Genomic DNA, 19,474 nt, shown 5'->3' with positions numbered 1-19,474 from the left:
CTCTACCCGTTATAGGTCAAACCGAAGGGCACGAGCAGGTCCCGCCTGATCCGCCCTTCTCGATCATGGATCAGCAGCTGCGAACCATCCCGGAAGTCGAACTGGACGACTCTCGGCGGCGGAACGCTCCGCCCGATGAATGGCATTCCCGCGCCCACGAGCCGGTCGACGCTCGTCTCCCACGCCGAGGTCACCGGGAGCGGCGCCGGTGGCGCGGCAAGGTGCTCCGTCGCGTAGACGACCGCGATTCGCTGACTGGTGACCACGATGCTCGCCGCACCCCAGCCGCTCGCGAGGTTGTCCGCGATCCGGACGGCGTCCTGCTCCGGGTTCACAGCATTCACCCAGGAGGACAGCCCCGGATCGTCAGCCCAGTCCCCAACAGGGTCGGGGGCACCGGCCGGTTCCGGCCAGGGACAGTCACCCAGTACGAGTTCCGGAGTCCAGCCAACGGGCGTGTGCGGGACACGGACTTCGGCACCGATCCTGGCACCGCACCGCCCGAAGATCGGGTCGTGGCACAGCAGCAGTCGCTCACCCTGCCGGATCCACGACCGCTGGAGATCATCCGTGAGTGACGGGCGCGCGGGCAGCGGCGCCGGGACGAACTCCGCCTTGGGCTTCATCTACCGCTCCTGGCCAACGCGATCATCCAGTCATGCACTTCCGGTTGCTCGGGCGCGAAGAAGAAGTCGAATCCGGACCCGTCCCGCAGGGAAAGCCGGACGCACGGCCTCCGGTCCCTGATCTCCCGGCCGATCCCCGCGATATCGGCGATCGGCACCTCGACCTTGGCCTCGAACCTGCCGTGTGCCCACTTGTCGCGGGACTCGATCTCACGGCCGCTCAGTATCTTGACGGTATCGACGCCCGCTTCCGCGACTGCTTTACCCACCCAAAGTGCCTTACCCAGCAGGGAACTTCCCTTAGGCGGACTGTGTTCACCTTCGTCAGGCCGCCACGCGACCAGTACGAGCCCGCGCGGGGCGAGTACCCAGATCTGATTGTCGAGTGTCTCCGTGATCAGGCAGTCCACGTAGCGGCACGCGAGACAGTCGGCCTGCTTCCCGAAGACGACGAGCTTGGGCGGCGCGGGGTTGCCGGCCGAGTCGACCGAGTCGTCCGCCGTCGACAGGAACAGCGCGGTCCCCACGGCCGCGTTGACTCCTTTGCGCAGCAGGGAGTTCTTCGGCTTACCGTCCTTCTGACGGCCTTTGACATCGAACTGGGTACCACCGCCGTACGCGGCCCACAGCAAATCCGGCACGACATCTTTGGCCACCGACGCCGCACCCACTTGAATGAAGACGTCGGTGTCACTCGTAGGTGAAGCCACGGTCGGTCGCCTCCCGCCGCTCGTCCTCGGTGGACGGGTCTTCGGCCTTGCTGTAGCCGTACTTCACGCCCTGCTCGACCGCCTCGCCGGGCACCACGCCCATCGTCGCCTTCAACGCGGCATCGCCGAAGGTGCGGCTGCCACTCACTCCGGTGACCGTCTTGATCCCCTGCTCGAAGAGACTGACGCCGAGCGAATCCGAACCGGGACTCAGATCCCGGCCGTCGGCGAACCGGTTGCCCGTCCTGGAGTCTCCGGCTTCCGCCAGTCTGACTCGCGCCTTGCGCAGCGCTTCCGCCGTTTCGTCCGTGCCTTCCCTGGCATGCCGTGCCGCGGCATCGTTCAACGCGTCGACCGACTTACGGGCGGCCTCGTCGGTGTGACCCTTGGTGGCGATCCTGCCGATCGGGCTCTTGTCGAACTGTTTCACGAGCTTCTTCTCGAGCCAGCTGCCATCGCGCATCTTTTCCGTGCGCTCCATGACTTTCTTCAGTGGGCCGTTGCGCAGTTGCTTGAGCAGCTTTTCCAGCCTGTCGATCATCGGCTTGAGCCTGCCCAGCAGCTTCTTGACCTCCCACGTCAGCTTGCCACCTGTCCTGGCGACCGTGACACCGGTGGTGGCCTCTGCGGCGATGACCGAGGCACCGGCGGTGCACCAGGACATCGCCAACGCGGCCAGCCATTCGATGATCAGGCTGATGACGAGTTCCTGGATGATGTCGACCACGATCTCGACGAACATGTCGAAGAGATCCGCGGCCATCTCCAGAATCTGCTTCACGCCACGAATGTCGTTCGCGAAGGCTTGGGCGCCTTCGCCGAACTCGGTCATCTGTGCTCGGAAGGCGTCACCGGCGTTGCCGGCCCAGCCGTCCTTGGTGCCGTCGGCCCGCTCTTGTTCGCGCTGACCCGCCTTCTCGACCCAGTCGGCGACCTTGTCCCAGCCCTCGGCGGTGCTGCGCATCTGGGCCGGGTCGCCGATCGCGGGTTCGATGATGAACTCGATCAGCGGGCTGATCACGATCGAGATCAAGAAGCCGAGGCCGTTCTCGATGAACGCCTTGCCGGGGTTCATCACCGACTGCAGGGCTTCCATCCGCGAGTTGACCGCGGAGATCGCAACGTCCGGCGGCGACTGGGTGCGCGCCGCTTCTTTCGCGTCGCTGACCGTGCTCCATGCCGAACTGCCATAGCTGCCGTACTGATTCAGGTAGCCCTTGCGGTTCGCGTCGCCGGCGTGATTGACGTCGTTGAGCGTGCCGGGACCGGCGCCGACCTTGTCCAGGCCTTCGCCGGTCTTCTTCATGGTGGTTTCGGCCGCGACGTCGGCGTCGCCGTACATCTTGGCGGCCGTGATCACCTTGTGCGAGGTCTCTTCGAGGAAGTGCTGGGCCTGGGTCGCCAGGTCCTGGCATTCCTGCAGACCTTCGAAGTACTTGAAGGCCAGCAGTTCCCCGATCGGCCCGAAACAGTCATCGCTGACCCGGGCCTGCTCGAGAAGACCGGCCAGTGAGCCGAAGCTTCCTGCCAGATCCTCCGATCCACGGCTGTGCGCCTGCAGGATTTCGACCGCGATCTGCTGGTCGGCCACCACTTACCCCCTGAGTGGATCGCTGAAAAAGTCCTCGTCGTCCTGGCGTGTGACGGGCGCCGGACGTGCCGGGTTCCGCTGTGGACGCGGATTCGACTCGAGGAACGACGACGGCATCTCCTCGCGCTCCTCCTCCGCCGGACCGCGGCGTGGAGTGCGGATCGGCACCGGCGGGGCCTGCGGCGCGTTCGGCGGCGGCAGGGTGTTCGGCGGCGGAGGCAGGGTCGGGCCGAGCGCGAGCTGCGGCGCGTGCGCGTTGAGCGCATCGCGGAATTCCGCGGATTTGGCTCCCAGCAACGGGTTGACCGTTTCGGACAGCAGGCCGGCCGCCTGTTGTGTCGCCGCTCTGATCGTCGCCAGCAGCTCCTGCTGCAGCTGGGTGTGACTGCGTCGCAGTGCGAGCGGCGTCAGTTGCAAACCCAGTACCGCCCCGGAAGGTGCCACCGTGACCGTGATCGAGCCGTCCGGATTGCGCGCGTTCCCTTTGAGCTGCGCGATCTTGTCCTTGAGCTCACCGGCTTTGGCCGCCTGTTCCTCGAACTCCTTGACGGCCTGCGCCAGCTTTGCCTCGTGATCCATCGATCCCCCTAACGGACGGGATCCTAACGAGCACCACGAGAGAAGACCGGCACTTCGGCGGAAATAGGGCGAGCGACACTATTTGCGACGGCGGATCTTGATGTCGTCCATGCAGGTGGCGGACGACTGGATGTCCCGGAACGGGTAGTCCTGGCGCTCCAGCACGTCCAACGTCTTGAACTCCGCCTCGGCGATCGCGTCGTGCTCGGCCGACGGCCCCGCGGCGACCTCGACCGAGCAGCGGAAGGTGAAACTGCCGAGCGCCTCGGTGAAGAAGAACGAGCCCTCCTCGGTGAACGCCAGGCTCTGGAACCCGGCGACGTCGGCGCGCAGGCGGGCCTTGGTCGGCTCGTCGGGGTGATCGAACTTGCCCTTCACGAGGACGCGGTAAGTCGGCATGCCATCAAGATACAGCTGTGTATCTGGATACGCGATCGGATATTTTCACGGACGGGTGATCACTCGTCACGAAGGTGTGACGCCACTACCAGTCGTTATCTGAGAATTAAACGATCTTCCTCACCCAGCTGTATCCCGCTCGAGGAGGACCGAGATGAGCAGCTTGAGAAGGCTAGGACTCGGCGGCGTGGTCATTCTGACCATCACGCTGGTCGGCGCCACGCCCGCGCTGGCAACCGAGGAAGGCATCGCGCTGAACGGCAGGGCCGAGTTCACCAAGGGCGGCACCACGATCAAGGTGCCCCCGCAGGCGCGGTGCGACGTCAACGGCGCGGTCACCGCGACCGCCGCGAAGGTCAGCAAGACCGGCGTGATCTTCGGTGGTGGGACGTCGACCTGCAAGACCACGGTGGTCGACCCGGAAACCGAGACCACGAAGACCGAATCGGTCTCCACCGGCAAGGACTTCGAGCTGTCCGCGCTCGTCTCGCTCAAGGGTCCGCGGATCATCATCAAGAACTACAAGGTGAACTGCACGGGCACCCAGGCAGGCACGAACGCGGGCTTCACCTACAGCGGCGCCACCGGCCTGCCGACCCTGCCGTCGCCGCTGCCCGCCAACTACGTGGCGCCGCTCAAGAAGTCCGGCACCAGCACCGTGCTCGCCGAAGCCACCTTCAACGAGCAGAACCTGCCCGGCGACGGCAGCATCGCGTTGAACATGATCCACATCAGGTTCAAGCCCGACTCGGGCATCGACGGCGAGGTCATCATCGGCCGCACCGCCTGCTCCCCCACCCCGTAGAGCTCGTGAGCGTTGCGGGCGGTTCTAACCGCCCGCAACGCTCACGACGCCCCCACCACACAAAAGCCCCGTTTGTCACCGTGAGCGTGACAAACGGGGCTTTCGTACAGACCCGAGGTCGTGAGTGACGCGGCCGGTTAGAACCGGCCGTACCACTCACGAGGCCGAGGTTAGAAGGCGAAGCCGCCCGAGCCCGCCCAGTTCAGGGCGAACGCCGGCGCCAGGCCCAGCACCAGGGTGACCACGACGCCGACCGTGATGGCGATCGTGGTGAAGGTGCCCGGCAGGGTCACGGCCGGGCCGTCGGCCGCGGGCTCCGAGAAGTACATGAGCACGATGACCCGGAGGTAGAAGAACGCCGCCACCGCCGAGGCGATCAGGGCGATGACCACCAGCGGGGCCATGCCATCGGACAGCGCCGCCGAGAAGACCACGAACTTGCCGACGAAACCGCTGGTCAGCGGGATACCGGCCAAGGCGAGCAGCAAGAACGTGAACACCGCCGCCAACAGTGGCGAGCGTTTGGCGAGACCGGCCCACGCGGACAGGTGCGTCGCCTCGCCCGACGAGTCGCGGACCAGTGAGATCACGCCGAAGGCCGCGACCGTGGTGAAGCCGTAGGAGAGCAGGTAGAACAGCGTGCCCTCGAGGCCCTTGTCGGTCATCGCGATGGCGCCGATGAGCAGGAAGCCCGCGTGCGCGATGGACGAGTAGGCGATCATGCGCTTCACGTCGGTCTGGGTGAGGCCGAGGATCGCGCCGAGTGCCATCGAGACGATCGCGACGCCCCAGAGGACGCCTCGCCATTCCCAGCTGGTCGACTCGAAGCCGACCGTGAGCACCCGGAGGATCCCGCCGAACGCGGCCACCTTGGTGCAGGCCGCCATGAACGCCGTGACCGGCGTCGGCGACCCCTGGTAGACGTCCGGGGTCCAGGTGTGGAACGGGCCGACCGAACCCTTGAACAGCAGGCCGACCACGAGCAGGCCCATGCCGGCGAACAGCAGCGTGTCCGAGCGGTCGGAACCGGCGGCCGCGGCGGCGATGTCGGAGAGCTTGATCGAGCCCGCGTAGCCGTAGAGCAGCGCGAGGCCGTAGAGGAAGAAGGCCGACGAGAAGGCGCCGAGCAGGAAGTACTTGACCGCCGACTCCTGGGAGAGGAGGCGGCGACGGCGGGCGAGGCCGCACATCAGGTACAGCGGGAGGCTGAGCACTTCCAGCGCGATGAACATGGTCAGCAGGTCGTTGGCGGCGCAGAAGGCCATCATGCCGCCGAGCGCGAAGAGCGTCAGCGGGAAGACCTCGGTCTGCATGCCGGTCGAGCCGACCTGGGCGCGGTCCTGGACCGTGCCCGGCCGGATGGCGGCCTGCGCGACGAACGCGCCGCCCGGCTCGACCGCGCGCTCGGCGATCAGCAACACCGACATGAAGCCGAGCGCGAGCAGCGTGCCCCAGAGGAACAGGGACGGCCGGTCGACCGAGATGGCGCGGGCGAACGTGGTGGTACCCGCCTTGACCTGGTCGTCCGAGGTCGCGTAGATGGCCAGCGCCGCGCCTGCCGCGACGATGCCGCCGAGGCTGATGAGCAGCTGGAACGACCACCGCATGTGCTTGGGCACGAAGGCTTCGAACAGCACGCTGACGCACGCGGCGCCCAGGATGATCAGCATCGGCGTGACCGCCGCGTAGTTCACCTGCGGCGTCGGGATCTGCTCCGGCGCCTGTGCGAGGAGAATGTCGAACACGGTTTACTTGCCTCCCTGCACGGACGACAACGTCGCCTGCACCGACGGGGTGATCGTGTCCAGCACCGGCTTCGGGTAGAAGCCGAGGCCGATGATCAGCACGACCATCGGCACCAGGATGGCGATCTCCCTGGTACCGAGGTCCTTGATGGACTTGCGGGCGCCCAGCTCCGGCGCGATCGCCGTGCCGGGACCACCACCGACGCCGATCAAGGCGTCACCGCGGACCGGGCCCTGCATGATCCGCTGGTAGAACCAGAGCACGTACGCGGCGGCGAGCACCATGCCGACGGTCGCGATGATCGCGTACACCGGCTGCGTGATGAACGAGCCCAGCAGCACCAGGAACTCACTGATGAACGAGTTCGTGCCGGGCAGCGACAGCGTGGACAGACCGGCGATCAGCAGCATCCCGCCGAGCAGCGGGGTCACCTTGGCCATGCCGCCGTAGTCGGAGATCCGGGTGGAGCCACCGCGCACGATGATCATGCCGATCACCACGATGAGCATCCCGGTCGCCAGGCTGTGGTTCAGCATGTACGACACCGAGCCGACCACGGCCTGCTCGTTGAAGCTGAAGATGCCCAGCGCGATGAACCCGAAGTGGGCGATCGACACGTAGGCGATGAACCGCTTCATGTCGGACTGCCCGGCCGCCAGGGTAGAGCCGTAGACGACACCGAGCACGGCCAGGACCAGCACCAGCGGAGCGAGCTGCTTCGACGCCTCCGGGAACATCGGGAGGCAGTAGCGCAGGAACCCGAACGTGCCGACCTTGTCCAGCACGCCGACCAGCAGCACGGCGACGCCGATCGGCGCCTGCCCCGCCGCGTCCGGCAGCCAGGTGTGGAACGGCACCAGCGGCGCCTTGATCGCGAACGCGAGGAAGAAGCCGAGGAACAGCCAGATCTGCGTGCCGGTCGGCGCGTCACGGACGACGGTGACCAGCGTGGCCCAGTCGAACGTGCCCTTGCCGAGCTTGTCGGAGGCCAGCGAGTACGCCCCGATCGCCGAGGCCAGCATGATCAGGCCGCCGAGGAACGAGTAGAGGAAGAACTTCACCGCCGCGTACTGGCGGTTCGCGCCGCCGTAGCCGCCGATGAGGAAGTACATCGGGATCAGCATGATCTCGAACAGCACGTAGAACAGGAACACGTCGGTCGCCGCGAAGACGCCGATGGTCAGCGCCTCCTGCAGCAGGATCAGCGACAGGAACCCGCCGGCACTGCGACCGGCCGGGAGCTTGTCGAAGAAACCGAGGCCCGCCACCACGATCGGCACCAGGAAGGCGATGACCGCGATCATCACCAGCGCGATGCCGTCCATGCCGAACGAGACGTGGATGCCGAAGTTCGGAATCCAGTCCATTGTGGACGCCTGCTGGATCCGCGCGCCCGAAGGCGAGTACGAAGCCCACAGCGGCACGATCAGTGCCAGCTCCACAAGGGACAGTGCGAGCGCGGTGACGGTCGCGAGCTTGTCGTTGTTCTTCATCCCCGCCACGACGAGCGCGCCCACCAGGGGCAGCAGGATGAGTGCCAAGAGCCAAGTCATGAGAACCTCACCAGCAGGAGAGCGGCGACGAGCACGAACGCACCGCCGAGCATGGACAGCGCGTAGGAGCGGACGAACCCGGTCTGGAGCCTGCGCAGCCTGCCCGAGCCGCCGCCGAGTGAGGCGGCGAGACCGTTGACCGCGCCGTCGACACCCTTGTTGTCCACGAACACCATCGCCCTGGCGAGCCAGGTGCTGGGGCGGGCGACCAGCGTCTCGTTGAGCACGTTGCCGTACAGGTCCTTACGAGCCGCGCGGACCGGGAAGGACACCCGCTCCGGCTTCTCGAGCGGAACCTCCTTGCGGCCGACGAACGCCCACGCGGCCAGCACGCCGACCGCGACGAACAGCAGCGTGACGGCGGTGACCGCGATCGCGGGCAGCGGGCCGTGCTCCTCCTTCAGCTCGCCGACCACCGGGGTGAGCCAGTGCGCGAACCGGTCGCCCAGTGCGAAGACCGCGCCTGCGCCGACCGAGCCGATCGCCAGGATGATCATCGGGACGGCCATCACCTTGGGCGACTCGTGCGGGTGGAAGTCCCGGCCGTCGGTGCTCTTGATGTCCTTCCAGCGTTCCTTGCCGAAGAAGGTCATGAGCATCAGGCGCGTCATGTAGAAGGCGGTCAGCCCGGCGGCGACGATCGACGCGCCGCCGAACACCCAGCCACGCCAGCCTTCTCCGGCGAGCGCGGCCTCGATGATCGCGTCCTTGGTCCAGAAACCGGACAGCAGCGGGAAACCGATCAGCGCGAGGTAGCCGAGCGTGAAGGTCCAGAAGGTGGTCGGCATGTGCTTGCGCAGGCCGCCGAACTTCCGCATGTCGACTTCGTCGTTCATGGCGTGCATGACCGAACCGGCGCCGAGGAACAGCCCGGCCTTGAAGAAGCCGTGCGCCACCAGGTGCATGATGCCGAGCGCGTAGCCGAACGGCCCGAGGCCGACCGCCAGCATCATGTAACCGATCTGGCTGACGGTCGAGTACGCGAGCACCTTCTTGATGTCGTCGTACGCGCAGCCGATGATCGCGCCGATGAGCAGCGTGACCGCACCGACCAAGGTGACGATCAGCCTGCCGTCCTCGGTGGCGTTGAAGATCGCGTTGGACCGGGCCACCAGGTAGACGCCCGCGGTGACCATCGTCGCCGCGTGGATCAGTGCCGAGACCGGGGTCGGGCCTTCCATCGCGTCCGGCAGCCAGGCCTGCAGCGGGAACTGGCCGGACTTACCGCAGGCGCCCAGCAGGAGCAGGATCGCGATCGCGGTCACCGCGCCCGGCGGGATCTTGTCCACCGCGGCGAAGACCTCCGCGTACCCGGTGCTGCCGACATACTTGAACATCAGGAAGATCGCCAGCGCCAGCCCGACGTCACCGACGCGGTTCATCAGGAACGCCTTCTTGGCCGCGGTCGCGGCGGACGGGCGGTCCTGGTACCAGCCGATGAGCAGGTACGAGGCGAGACCCACGCCTTCCCAGCCGAGGTACAGCGTCACGAAGCTGTTGCCCAGCACCAGGATCAGCATCGAGGCGACGAAGAGGTTCAGGTAGCCGAAGAACCGGCGCCGCCCGTCGTCCTCGGCCATGTAGCCGATCGAGTAGAAGTGGATCAGCGAGCCGACGCCGGTGATCAGCAGCACGAAGGTCAACGACAGCGCGTCGACCCGCAGTCCGAAGTCGACCTGCAGCTGGGTCACCGGGATCCACGAGAACAACTTCGTGTCCACAGTGGACGCGGTGTCGGCCGTGAAGTACAGCAGGACGCCGTACACGAAGGACAGCGAAACGGTGGCACAGCCGAGCAGGTGGCCCCAAGCGTTGGTCCGCTTGCCTCCGGCCAGCAGGATGAGCGCGCCGAGGGCGGGGAAGGCCACCAACAGCCACGATGATGCGGTCACTGTTTACACACGCCCCTAGTACTTCAGCAGGTTGGTGTCGTCGACCGAGGCCGAGCGCCGGGTGCGGAAGATCGACATGATGATCGCCAGTCCGACCACGACCTCGGCGGCCGCGACGACCATCACGAAGAACGCCATGATCTGGCCGTCGAGCCCGCCGTTGATCCGGGAGAACGTCACCAGCGAGAGGTTCACCGCGTTGAGCATGAGCTCGATGCACATGAACACGACGATCGCGTTGCGCCGCACGAGCACGCCGACGCAGCCGATCGAGAACAGCAGCGCCGAAAGCAGCAGGTAGTACGTGGGGGTCACTTGCCGTCCCCTTCTTTGCCGACGAGCGCGTGCGCGTCCGCCTTGGGTTCGTCACCGGCGACCTGCTTGCGCTCGGCCTCGAGCCGGGTGGCCGCGGTGGACTCGATGAGCGCCGACAGCGATTCCGGGGCGACCGAGCCGTCCGGCAGCAGCGCCGGGGTGGCGACCGAGTTGGCCGTGGCGAAGACACCGGGGCCGGGCAGCGGCGACGGCCGGTCGTGCTCGCCGGTGAAGCGCAGCACCACCAGTTCCTTCTGGTTGAGCTTGCCGCCCTTGCCGTGCCGGTCGGTGAACGCGAGCACCATCGCGCCGATCGCGGCGGTGATCAGCAGCGCCGAGGTCAGCTCGAACGGGAACAGGTAGTCGGTGAAGATCAGCTTCCCGAGCCCGGCCGGGCCACCGCCCTGCGGCGACGCCGGGTCGAGCAGCGGAGCCGGGGTGACGTTCGCGAGCGCGCGGGTGAGGCCGGCGGCCAGCAGGCCCGCCAGGCCGATGCCGAGCACCGCGGCGGCGAGCCGCTGTCCCCTGAGCACTTCGACGACCGAGTCGGAGGCTTCCTTGCCGACCAGCATCAGCACGAACAGGAACAGCATCATGATCGCGCCGGTGTACACGATGATCTGCGTGAAGCCGAGGAACGGCGCCTGCTGGATCATGTAGAGCAGACCGAGCGAGAGCATGGTCAGCACCAGCCACAGCGCCGAGTGCACGGCGTTGCGGGAGAAGATCATGCCCAGCGCGCCGAGCAGCGCGAGCGGGCCGAGCACCCAGAACGCGGCGGCCTCGGCACCGGAGACGGTGGCGTCGACGGCGGGCGCCTGTGCCAGGAAAGCGGCGATCACTGTCCAGCCTCCTGCTTGAGAGCCAGCTCGGGGCCGTTCACGTAGTAGTCCTGCTCGTTCTCGCCGAGCCGCATCGGGTGCGGCGGCTGCTCCATACCCGAAAGCAACGGAGCGAGCAGGTCTTCCTTGGTGTAGATGAGCCGCTGGCGGTCGTCGTCGGCGAGCTCGTAGAAGTTGATCATCGTCAGTGACCGGGTCGGGCAGGCCTCGACGCACAACCCGCAGCCGATGCAGCGCAGGTAGTTGATCTGGTAGTCCTTGCCGTACCGCTCACCGGGCGAGTACCGCGCCTCTTCGGTGTTGTCGCCGCCTTCGACGAAGATCGCGTCCGCCGGGCAGGCCCACGCGCACAGCTCGCAGCCGACACACTTCTCCAGCCCGTCCGGGTGCCGGTTCAGCTGGTGCCTGCCGTGGTACCGCGGTGCCGCCGGGGCGCCTGCCTCCGGGTACTCCTCGGTGGCCACCTTCTTGAACATCATGGCGAAGGTGACGCCGAAACCCTTTACGGGATCAAGAAACCCCATTGTCCGCCTCTTCCTTCACTGCCGAGACCTCGGCGGGCTTGCGCTTGGCAGCCTTCTTGAGCGCCTTGGCGGCGGCCTTCTGCCGCGGTGTCTCGTCCGGGATCTCGAGATCCAGTGGTGGCAACGGGAATCCGCCGCCGGTGATCGGCACGTAGTCGTCGTCCGGTGCCACCCTGGCAGGCAAGAGCATCGAAAGCACGATGACGAAGACCACCGCCACGAAGATGGCGATCAGAATCGACGGTGTGCCCCAGCCACCGGAGCGGTTGACCGCGCGGATCGCGGTGACCGCGAGGATCCAGACCAGGTTCAGCGGGACGAGGACCTTCCAGCCCAGCCGCATGAACTGGTCGTAGCGCAGCCGCGGCAGCGTGCCGCGCAGCCAGATGAACCCGAACAGCAGCAGGAACAACTTGGCGCCGAACCAGATCAGCGGCAACCAGCCCTGGTTGAGCGCGTGGTCCGCGCCGACGAACGGGAACAGGTAGCCGCCGAGGAACAGCGTCACCGCGAACGACGAGACGATCACCATGTTCACGTACTCGGCGAGGAAGAACATCGCGAACTTCATCGAGCTGTACTCGGTGTGGAAACCGCCGACCAGCTCGGATTCGGCCTCGGGGAGGTCGAACGGCGCGCGGTTGGTCTCGCCGACCATCGAGATCGCGTAGATCACGAAACTGACCGGCAGGATGTAGAAGTACCAGCCGTGTGCCTGCGCGTTGACGATGTCACCGGTGGCCATCGAGCCCGAGTACAGGATGACCGCGACGATCGACAGACCCATCGCGATCTCGTACGAGATGACCTGCGCGGCCGAGCGGAGCCCGCCGAGCAGCGGATACGGCGAGCCGGATGCCCAGCCCGCCAGCACGATCCCGTACACGCCGATCGAGGAGCAGGCGAGGATCACCAGCACGCCGACCGGGAGTTCCATCAGCTGCAGCACCGTGCGGTGGCCGAAGATCGACACCTCGGGGCCGAACGGGATGGCCGAGAGCGCGATGAGCGAAGGCACCACGCAGATGACCGGCGCGAGGAAGTACACCTTGCGGTCGGCCGTGTCCGGGATGATCTGCTCCTTGAACGGGAGCTTGATCGCGTCGGCCAATGACTGCAGGTAGCCGTTCGGGCCGACCCGGTTGGGGCCCGGCCGGTTCTGCATCCGGCCGACCGCCTTGCGCTCCCAGACGATCAGCAGGATCGTCAGGATCGGGCCGATCAGCAGGATGATGACGGCCTTGATCAGCGTCAGCCACCACGGATCGTTCGCCAGCAGCTGGGCCCTTGTCAGGTGATCCGGCGCCTGGGCGAGGAACATTCCGGTCACGCTTCACCTCCCGTGATGCTCACGACGGAGCCGTGTCCGGCGCCGAGCGTCCGGCGGACCTCGGAACCGTCCGAATCGGACGGGAGCCAGACGACGCCGTCCGGCAGATCCGCGACCACCAGCGGCAGCGTGATCGCGCCGCGCTCGGTCGAAACCTTGACGCTGCCGCCAAGCCCCTTCGCCGTCGCCTCGGAGACCCGCGCGACCGCCGGCCGCTGCGTGCCCTTGAGGTGCGGCTCGTCGACCTGGAGCGAACCGTTGCCCAGCAACTGCTTCCAGGTGCTCAGCACGGCCTGTCCCGCGCCCGCCGAAGCGGCCGGAGCCACGCCGTCCAGCACCACCGGGGAGTTGGTGGGCTTGATCCCGGCGCGGACCTTCGCGAAGTCAGCGAACGAGGCGGCGGGCGTCTGCGTGAAGATGTCGGCGTCCATCTCGACCGCGAGAGTGTCGAGGACCCGGCAGTCCGACAGCGCGCCGGTGCCTTCGAGGGTGACGTCGAACGGGCGCTCGCGGCCTTCCCAGTTCAGGTAGGTGCCCGCCTTCTCGACCGCCGGGGCGATCGGGAGGATCACGTCGGCGACCTCGGTGACCGCGCTCGGGCGTAGTTCGAGGCTGACGACGAACGCGGCTTCCAGCGCGACCAAGGCCTGCTCGGGGTCCGGCAGGTCATAGGGGTCGACCCCGCCGACGAGCAGGCCGTCGAGCTGGCCGTCGGCCGCGGCGGCGATGATGCCGTTGAGGTCGCGGCCCGCTTCGGCCGGAAGCGTCGCACCCCAGGCCTTCGCGACGTCCTCGCTCAGCGGCGTCGGCACGGCGCCCGCCTCCAGCGCGCCGCGCTCACCCGCACGACGCGGGATCCACGCGACCTTGGCGCCGGTGCGCTCGGCCAGCCGGTGCACCGCGGAGAACAGCCCGGGCACCTCGGCGGCACGCTCGCCGACCAGGATCACCGCACCGTCGCCGGAGAGCGCCTGGTCGAGGTCCTGCGCGTGCTGGGCGATCCCGTCGAGCGCCGCGGCCTCGCCGCCCGGCACGCAGGCCAGCAGCTCGCCGAAGGTCTTCTCGACAGACGAGGTCGTCCACTGTCCCAAGTGGACGACGCGGGTGCGGTTCTTGCGAGCCGCCTTGCGCAGCCGCAGGAACACGATCGGCGCCTCGTCCTCGGGCTCGAAGGCCACGCACAGCACGGTGCGCGACTTCTCGATCCCGGCGAAGGTGACCCCGTCGACCGGCGTGGTGCCGATGATCCGCGAGCTGAGGAAGTCGAGCTCCTCCGCGGAGTGCGCACGCGCGCGGTAGTCGATGTCGTTGGTGCGCAAAGCGATCCGCGCGAACTTCGAGTACGCGTACGCGTCCTCGACGGTCAGGCGGCCGCCGGGCAGCACGCCGACGCCCTTGCCGTCACGGGCCTTCAGCAGACCGGCGGCGGCCGCGCGCAGCGCGTCCGTCCACGAGGCCTCTTCGAGCTTGCCGGTCTCCTGGTTGCGCACCTGCGGGCGGCGGATCCGGTCGGCGGCCTGCGCGTACCGGAACGCGAACCGGCCCTTGTCGCACAGCCATTCCTCGTTGACCTGCGGGTCGTCACCGGCGAGCTTGCGGGTGACCTTGCCGCGGCGGAAGTCGGTCCGCTCGGCGCACCCCGAAGAGCAGTGCTCACACACGCTCGGCGAGGACACCAGGTCGAACGGCCGCGAGCGGAACCGGTACGCCGCGCTGGTCAGCGCGCCGACCGGGCAGATCTGGATGACGTTGCCGGAGAAGTACGACTGGAACGGCTGGCCGGAAGTCGTACGGGAAGCCAGGTCCAGCACGTCAGCGGTCTCGGCGGTGCCGATCTGCTGGTGCGCGCCGCGCTCGAGCAGCTCGATGAACGGGTCACCGGCGATCTCGCGCGAGAACCGGGTGCAGCGCTGGCAGAGCACGCAGCGTTCCCGGTCCAGCAGCACCTGCGACGAGATGGGCAGCGGCTTCTGGAACGTCCGCTTGGTGTCGACGAACCGCGACTCGGCGCGGCCGTGTGCCAGCGCCTGGTTCTGCAGCGGGCACTCACCGCCCTTGTCGCAGATCGGGCAGTCGAGCGGGTGGTTGATGAGCAGCAGCTCCATCACGCCCTGCTGCGCCTTGTCGGCGACGGCCGAGGTCAGCTGGGTCTTCACGACCATGCCGTCGGCGACCGTCATGGTGCACGAGGCCTGCGGCTTCGGCATCGGACGGCCACCCATCTCGACCTCGACCAGGCACTGGCGGCAGGCGCCAGCCGGGTCGAGCAGCGGGTGGTCGCAGAACCGGGGGATGACCGTGCCGAGGCGCTCGGCCGTGCGGATCAGCAGCTCGCCCTTGGGCGCGATGACCTCTTCGCCGTCGATGACCAGCTTGACGTGGCCCTCGGGGACCGGCGTCTCGGTCTTCGGCTCTTCTGGCGCCATCGTCATGCTTCTGCCCCAACCAGTTCGCGCTTGTTCGTCTCGCACAACGCCAGGAACTCGTCGCGGAAGTACTTGATGCCACTGGTGATCGGCGAGACGGCGCCGTCACCGAGCGCGCAGAACGAGCGGCCGAGGATGTTGTCGCAGACGTCGAGGAGGGTGTCGATGTCCTCCTCGGTGCCCTTGCCGTCGACCATCCGCTCCAGGATCTGCGCCAGCCAGTACGTGCCCTCACGGCACGGGGTGCACTTGCCGCAGGACTCGTGCTCGTAGAACTGCGTCCACTTCATCACGGCCCACGGCACGGAAACCGTCTCGTTGAACACCTGCACGGCCGTCGTGCCGAGCATGGAACCGGCTTCCGCCGCGCCTTCGAAGTCCAGCGGGACATCGAGGTGCTCGGCGGTGAACATCGGCGTCGACGAGCCACCCGGCGTCCAGAACTTCAGCGGGATGCCGTCCTTCATGCCACCTGCCATGTCGAGCAGCTCGCGCAGCGTGGTGCCGAGCGGGCACTCGTACTGGCCGGGCTTCTCGACGTGTCCCGAGATCGAGTAGATCTTGGGGCCTGGCGACTTCTCGCGGCCCATCTGGCGGAACCAGTCCGAGCCGCCGTTGACGATGAACGGCGCGCTGGCGATGGTCTCGACGTTGTTGACCGTGGTCGGCGCGGCGTAGAGGCCGGCGGCCGCGGGGAACGGCGGCTTGAGCCGCGGCTGGCCGCGACGGCCTTCCAGCGAGTCGAGCAGCGCGGTCTCTTCACCGCAGATGTACGCGCCGGCGCCCGCGTGGACCGTGATGTCCAGGTCGAAGCCGGACTTGAGGATGTCGATGCCGAGGTACCCGGCGTCGTAGGCCTCGCGCACGGCCGCGTTCAAGCGCCGGATGCAGTGCAGCGCCTCGCCTCGGACGTAGATGAAGCAGTGGTGCGAGCGCATCGCGTACGAGGCGATGATGCAGCCCTCGATCAGCGAGTGCGGGTCCGCCATCATCAGCGGGATGTCCTTGCAGGTACCCGGCTCGCCCTCGTCGGCGTTGATCACCAGGTAGTGCGGCTTGTCCTCGTTCGGCGGCATGAAGGACCACTTGATGCCGGCCGGGAAGCCGGCGCCACCACGGCCACGCAGGCCGGAGTCCTTGACCAGCTGCACGAGCTGCTCGGGAGTGCCCTTGAGCGCCTTGCGGACGGCCGTGTAGCCCTCCAGCGCTTCGTAGGACTGGATCGTCCAGGACTTGGGAGAGAGCCAGCGCTTGGTCAGCACCGGCGTGATGGGATCAGCCATTACTTCTTCTCCACCTCAGGCAGCGGAACGTCGTCCATGACCGGAGCGGTCCAGCCGCGCTCCTGCGCGACCTGCGCGCCGCGCAGCGTTTCGACGGCCTGCGAAGGACCGTCGATGTCCGCGCGGTACTGGACCGGGTCGTCCGGGAAGAACCCGGCGAGCTGCAGTTCGGCACCCTTGAAGTCGGTCAGCGGCGCGCCACGCGTCGGCTGCGGCTTCTTGCCAGCCTGCAACGCGTCGACCAGCGCGACGGCCTTGTCCTCGGTCTGGTTGTCGAAGTACTCGTAGTTGACCTGGATCACCGGGGCGAGGTCGCAGGCCGCGAGGCACTCGGCGTGCTCCAGCGTGATCGAGCCCGGCGTGTTGGGCTCGCCCGCGGTCTCGTTGTGCCCCAACGGCTTCTCCTCGGACCCGAGGTGCGTCTGGAGCTTCTTGTAGATCGCGTCGCCGCCCATGGCCGCGCACAGCGTGTTGGTGCAGACGCTCACCAGGTGCTCGCCGCACGGGCGGCGCTTGTACATGGTGTAGAACGTCGCGACCGCGCTGACCTCGGCGTCGGAGAGGCCGAGTTGCGTGGCACAGAAGGAAATCCCCTCCTGGCTGACGTACCCCTGCACCGACTGCACCAGGTGCAGCATCGGCAGCAGCGCCGACCGCGACTGCGGGTAGCGCGCGATCAGGTTCTCGGCCTTCGCGACGATGTCCTCGTCGAAAATGACTTCCGGAGCTTGGGTCATCGGTCCACTCCCCCCATGACGGGGTCAATCGAGGCGATGGCGGCGATCACGTCGGCCACCAGCCCGCCTTCGGCCATCGCGGGCATCGACTGCAGGTTCACGAAGCTTGGTTCGCGCACGTGCACCCGCAGCGGCCGCGTGCCACCGTCGGACACCAGGTGCGCGCCCAGCTCGCCGCGCGGCGACTCGACCGGCACGTAGACCTGGCCCGGCGGCACCTTGAAGCCCTCGGTCACCAGCTTGAAGTGGTGGATGAGCGACTCCATGGACTGGCCCATGATCTTGCGGACGTGCTCCAGCGAGTTGCCCATGCCGTCGCTGCCGACCGACAGCTGCGCGGGCCAGGCGATCTTCTTGTCCTCGACCATGACCGGGCCGGGCTCGAGCATCTTCAGCGCCTGCTTGATGATCCGCAGGCTCTGGTGCATCTCCTCGACGCGGATCAGGTACCGCGCCCAGCAGTCGGCGTCGTTCGAGGTCGGGATGTCGAACTCGAACTCGTCGTAGCGCGAGTACGGCTCGGTCTTGCGCAGGTCCCACGGCAGGCCAGCGCTGCGCAGCACCGGGCCGGTGACACCGAGCGCCAGGCAGGCGTCGACGGGCAGGTAGCCGACGCCCTTGAGCCGGTTGCGCCAGATCGGCTGGCCGGTGAACAGCTTGTCGTACAACGGAAGCCGCGAGTCCATCGTCTTGACGAACTCGGTGACCTTCTCGTGGTAGTCGGCTGGCATGTCCTGCGCGAGGCCGCCGGGGCGGATGAACGCGTGGTTCATCCGCAGGCCGGTCAGGTGCTCCAGCAGGTGCAGCACCTCTTCGCGCTCACGGAAGCCGAGCGTCATGGCGGTGGTCGCGCCGAGCTCCATACCGCCGGTGGCGATGTAGACCAGGTGCGAGCCGATGCGGTTGATCTCCAGCAGCATCACCCGCAGCAGCTCCGCACGCGGCGGGGCCTGGATGCCGAGCAGCTTCTCGACCGCGAGGCAGTACGCCATCTCGGTCGACAGCGGCGCCAGGTAGTCCATGCGCGTCACGAAGGTGACGCCCTGGGTCCAGGTGCGGTACTCGCAGTTCTTCTCGATCCCGGTGTGCAGGTAGCCGATGACCGAGCGGAGCTGGGTGACGGTCTCGCCCTCCATCTCCAGCACGAGCCGGAGCACGCCGTGCGTCGACGGGTGCTGCGGGCCCATGTTGATGACCATGCGCTCGTCGTGCTGGGCGTCGGCGACGACGTCGTCCCAGTCACCGCCGGAGACGCTGTAGACGCGCCCTTCGGTGGTCTCACGCGAATCGGCGTACCCGGTGCTGTCGGAACCTTCGGGGCTCGTGTCCGTGCCCGTCGTGACGTCGGCCAGGTTTTCGGTGCTCACGAGTAAGACCTCCGCTGGTCCGGCGGCGGGATCTCCGCGCCCTTGTATTCGACCGGGATCCCGCCGAGCGGGTAGTCCTTGCGCTGGGGGTGACCGTCCCAGTCGTCCGGCATGAGGATGCGGGTCAGCGCCGGGTGGCCGTCGAAGACGATGCCGAACATGTCCCAGGCCTCGCGCTCCTGCCAGTCCGCCGTCGGGTAGACCTCGACGATCGACGGCACATGCGGGTCCTCGATGTCCATGGTGACCTCGAGCCGGATGCGGCGGCGGTAGGTCATCGAGGTCAGGTGGTACACCGCGTGGAGGCGCTGCGGGATGTCGACGCCGTAGTCGACGCCGGAGACCGAGCTGCACAGCTCGAAGCGCAGGCCGCCGTCGTCGCGCAGCGTCCGGCAGATGGCGACCAGGTGCTCGCGGGCGACGTAGAAGGTGATCTCGCCGCGGTCGACCGTGGTCTGCTGGATGGCTTCGGCCGGGATCTTGTTGTCGGCCAGCGCCGCGTAGAACTCGTCGGCGAACTCGTCGAACCAGCCGCCGTACGGGCGCTCGGCAGGCGCGGGCGCGTAGGCCGGGAGCCGGACGCCGCCGTAGCCAGAGGTGTCACCGGTCCCGGAGACACCGAACATGCCGAAGCGTTCTTTACCGGTGACCACCGGCTCGGCCGGGCGAGCGCCGGTCGGTTCGAGGCCGCCTTCGGGACGGTCGGCGCTGGACTGCTCCCCGCCGACTTCTGGGGTTTCGGGCACGTC

General features: G+C 67.5%; 18 protein-coding genes. 1 reads left to right on the top strand and 17 read right to left on the bottom strand.

What is annotated here, in order from left to right:
• Window positions 1-2: 2 nt before the first annotated feature.
• From BLV57_RS27045 to BLV57_RS27025, 5 genes are all read right to left on the bottom strand, one after another.
• Window positions 3-626: a hypothetical protein gene (locus BLV57_RS27045; RefSeq protein WP_091293430.1), complete on the bottom strand. Its 624-nt coding sequence runs from the start codon at window positions 624-626 to the stop codon at window positions 3-5.
• Window positions 623-1,282 (bottom strand): hypothetical protein, encoded by a 660-nt coding sequence (locus tag BLV57_RS27040; RefSeq protein WP_143047158.1) that lies wholly within the window; start codon window positions 1,280-1,282, stop codon window positions 623-625. The genes BLV57_RS27045 and BLV57_RS27040 overlap by 4 nt, the downstream gene beginning before the upstream one ends.
• Before the next feature lie 34 nt (window positions 1,283-1,316).
• Window positions 1,317-2,927 (bottom strand): WXG100 family type VII secretion target, encoded by a 1,611-nt coding sequence (locus BLV57_RS27035; protein WP_091294205.1) that lies wholly within the window; start codon window positions 2,925-2,927, stop codon window positions 1,317-1,319.
• A 3-nt stretch (window positions 2,928-2,930) separates the two neighbouring features.
• Window positions 2,931-3,506 (bottom strand): YbaB/EbfC family nucleoid-associated protein, encoded by a 576-nt coding sequence (locus BLV57_RS27030; RefSeq protein WP_091293427.1) that lies wholly within the window; start codon window positions 3,504-3,506, stop codon window positions 2,931-2,933.
• A 78-nt stretch (window positions 3,507-3,584) separates the two neighbouring features.
• Window positions 3,585-3,905, bottom strand: coding sequence for a DUF6204 family protein (locus tag BLV57_RS27025; protein WP_091293425.1), 321 nt, complete (start codon window positions 3,903-3,905; stop codon window positions 3,585-3,587).
• A 154-nt stretch (window positions 3,906-4,059) separates the two neighbouring features.
• On the opposite strand from BLV57_RS27025, the gene BLV57_RS43430 reads away from it, so the two are divergent.
• Complete coding sequence (locus BLV57_RS43430; protein WP_176968839.1) at window positions 4,060-4,710, top strand: hypothetical protein; 651 nt, start codon at window positions 4,060-4,062, stop codon at window positions 4,708-4,710.
• A gap of 170 nt (window positions 4,711-4,880) precedes the next feature.
• On the opposite strand, the gene nuoN is transcribed toward BLV57_RS43430, so the two are convergent.
• Genes nuoN through BLV57_RS26960 form a run of 12 tightly spaced genes read right to left on the bottom strand, consistent with a single transcriptional unit; the run spans window position 4,881 to window position 19,471 of the window.
• The gene (nuoN, locus tag BLV57_RS27015; RefSeq protein ID WP_091293423.1) at window positions 4,881-6,455 is read right to left on the bottom strand and encodes an NADH-quinone oxidoreductase subunit NuoN; all 1,575 of its coding nucleotides are present in this window, start codon (window positions 6,453-6,455) and stop codon (window positions 4,881-4,883) included.
• 3 nt (window positions 6,456-6,458) lie between these two features.
• On the bottom strand, window positions 6,459-8,009 hold the full coding sequence (locus BLV57_RS27010; protein ID WP_091293422.1) for an NADH-quinone oxidoreductase subunit M: 1,551 nt from the start codon (window positions 8,007-8,009) through the stop codon (window positions 6,459-6,461).
• Complete coding sequence (gene nuoL, locus BLV57_RS27005; RefSeq protein ID WP_091293420.1) at window positions 8,006-9,901, bottom strand: NADH-quinone oxidoreductase subunit L; 1,896 nt, start codon at window positions 9,899-9,901, stop codon at window positions 8,006-8,008. Before nuoL ends, BLV57_RS27010 begins: the two co-directional genes overlap by 4 nt.
• Window positions 9,902-9,916: 15 nt before the next feature.
• Complete coding sequence (gene nuoK, locus BLV57_RS27000; protein WP_091293418.1) at window positions 9,917-10,216, bottom strand: NADH-quinone oxidoreductase subunit NuoK; 300 nt, start codon at window positions 10,214-10,216, stop codon at window positions 9,917-9,919.
• Entirely contained in the window at window positions 10,213-11,058 is an 846-nt protein-coding gene (locus BLV57_RS26995) for an NADH-quinone oxidoreductase subunit J (RefSeq protein WP_091293416.1), read from the bottom strand. The genes nuoK and BLV57_RS26995 overlap by 4 nt, the downstream gene beginning before the upstream one ends.
• Window positions 11,055-11,582, bottom strand: coding sequence for an NADH-quinone oxidoreductase subunit NuoI (gene nuoI / locus BLV57_RS26990; protein WP_091293415.1), 528 nt, complete (start codon window positions 11,580-11,582; stop codon window positions 11,055-11,057). Before nuoI ends, BLV57_RS26995 begins: the two co-directional genes overlap by 4 nt.
• Window positions 11,569-12,903: an NADH-quinone oxidoreductase subunit NuoH gene (gene nuoH / locus BLV57_RS26985; protein WP_091294201.1), complete on the bottom strand. Its 1,335-nt coding sequence runs from the start codon at window positions 12,901-12,903 to the stop codon at window positions 11,569-11,571. The genes nuoI and nuoH overlap by 14 nt, the downstream gene beginning before the upstream one ends.
• Before the next feature lie 5 nt (window positions 12,904-12,908).
• On the bottom strand, window positions 12,909-15,344 hold the full coding sequence (locus BLV57_RS26980) for an NADH-quinone oxidoreductase subunit G (RefSeq protein WP_091293413.1): 2,436 nt from the start codon (window positions 15,342-15,344) through the stop codon (window positions 12,909-12,911).
• Window positions 15,341-16,621: an NADH-quinone oxidoreductase subunit NuoF gene (gene nuoF, locus BLV57_RS26975; protein ID WP_091293411.1), complete on the bottom strand. Its 1,281-nt coding sequence runs from the start codon at window positions 16,619-16,621 to the stop codon at window positions 15,341-15,343. The genes BLV57_RS26980 and nuoF overlap by 4 nt, the downstream gene beginning before the upstream one ends.
• Window positions 16,621-17,358, bottom strand: a complete 738-nt coding sequence (nuoE, locus tag BLV57_RS26970; protein ID WP_091293393.1) for an NADH-quinone oxidoreductase subunit NuoE — start codon at window positions 17,356-17,358, stop codon at window positions 16,621-16,623. The genes nuoF and nuoE overlap by 1 nt, the downstream gene beginning before the upstream one ends.
• Window positions 17,355-18,725: an NADH-quinone oxidoreductase subunit D gene (locus BLV57_RS26965; RefSeq protein ID WP_091293391.1), complete on the bottom strand. Its 1,371-nt coding sequence runs from the start codon at window positions 18,723-18,725 to the stop codon at window positions 17,355-17,357. Before BLV57_RS26965 ends, nuoE begins: the two co-directional genes overlap by 4 nt.
• The gene (locus BLV57_RS26960; protein ID WP_091294199.1) at window positions 18,722-19,471 is read right to left on the bottom strand and encodes an NADH-quinone oxidoreductase subunit C; all 750 of its coding nucleotides are present in this window, start codon (window positions 19,469-19,471) and stop codon (window positions 18,722-18,724) included. Before BLV57_RS26960 ends, BLV57_RS26965 begins: the two co-directional genes overlap by 4 nt.
• Between the last annotated feature and the right edge of the window lie 3 nt (window positions 19,472-19,474).

Source organism: Amycolatopsis xylanica (genome assembly GCF_900107045.1).
GTDB lineage: Bacteria > Actinomycetota > Actinomycetes > Mycobacteriales > Pseudonocardiaceae > Amycolatopsis > Amycolatopsis xylanica.
The sequence above is the reverse complement of the archived record's forward strand: the minus strand, read 5'-3'. Positions and strand labels throughout refer to the sequence as shown.

What these genes read in the sequence shown, in the direction of transcription:
- BLV57_RS27030 (WP_091293427.1), bottom strand. Translation starts at nt 3,506, where the DNA reads ATGGATCACGAGGCAAAGCTGGCGCAGGCCGTCAAGGAGTTCGAGGAA.
- nuoH (WP_091294201.1), bottom strand. Translation starts at nt 12,903, where the DNA reads ATGTTCCTCGCCCAGGCGCCGGATCACCTGACAAGGGCCCAGCTGCTG.
- nuoI (WP_091293415.1), bottom strand. Translation starts at nt 11,582, where the DNA reads ATGGGGTTTCTTGATCCCGTAAAGGGTTTCGGCGTCACCTTCGCCATG.
- BLV57_RS27010 (WP_091293422.1), bottom strand. Translation starts at nt 8,009, where the DNA reads ATGACTTGGCTCTTGGCACTCATCCTGCTGCCCCTGGTGGGCGCGCTC.
- nuoF (WP_091293411.1), bottom strand. Translation starts at nt 16,621, where the DNA reads ATGGCTGATCCCATCACGCCGGTGCTGACCAAGCGCTGGCTCTCTCCC.
- BLV57_RS26980 (WP_091293413.1), bottom strand. Translation starts at nt 15,344, where the DNA reads ATGACGATGGCGCCAGAAGAGCCGAAGACCGAGACGCCGGTCCCCGAG.
- BLV57_RS27025 (WP_091293425.1), bottom strand. Translation starts at nt 3,905, where the DNA reads ATGCCGACTTACCGCGTCCTCGTGAAGGGCAAGTTCGATCACCCCGAC.
- BLV57_RS27045 (WP_091293430.1), bottom strand. Translation starts at nt 626, where the DNA reads ATGAAGCCCAAGGCGGAGTTCGTCCCGGCGCCGCTGCCCGCGCGCCCG.
- nuoE (WP_091293393.1), bottom strand. Translation starts at nt 17,358, where the DNA reads ATGACCCAAGCTCCGGAAGTCATTTTCGACGAGGACATCGTCGCGAAG.
- BLV57_RS43430 (WP_176968839.1), top strand. Translation starts at nt 4,060, where the DNA reads ATGAGCAGCTTGAGAAGGCTAGGACTCGGCGGCGTGGTCATTCTGACC.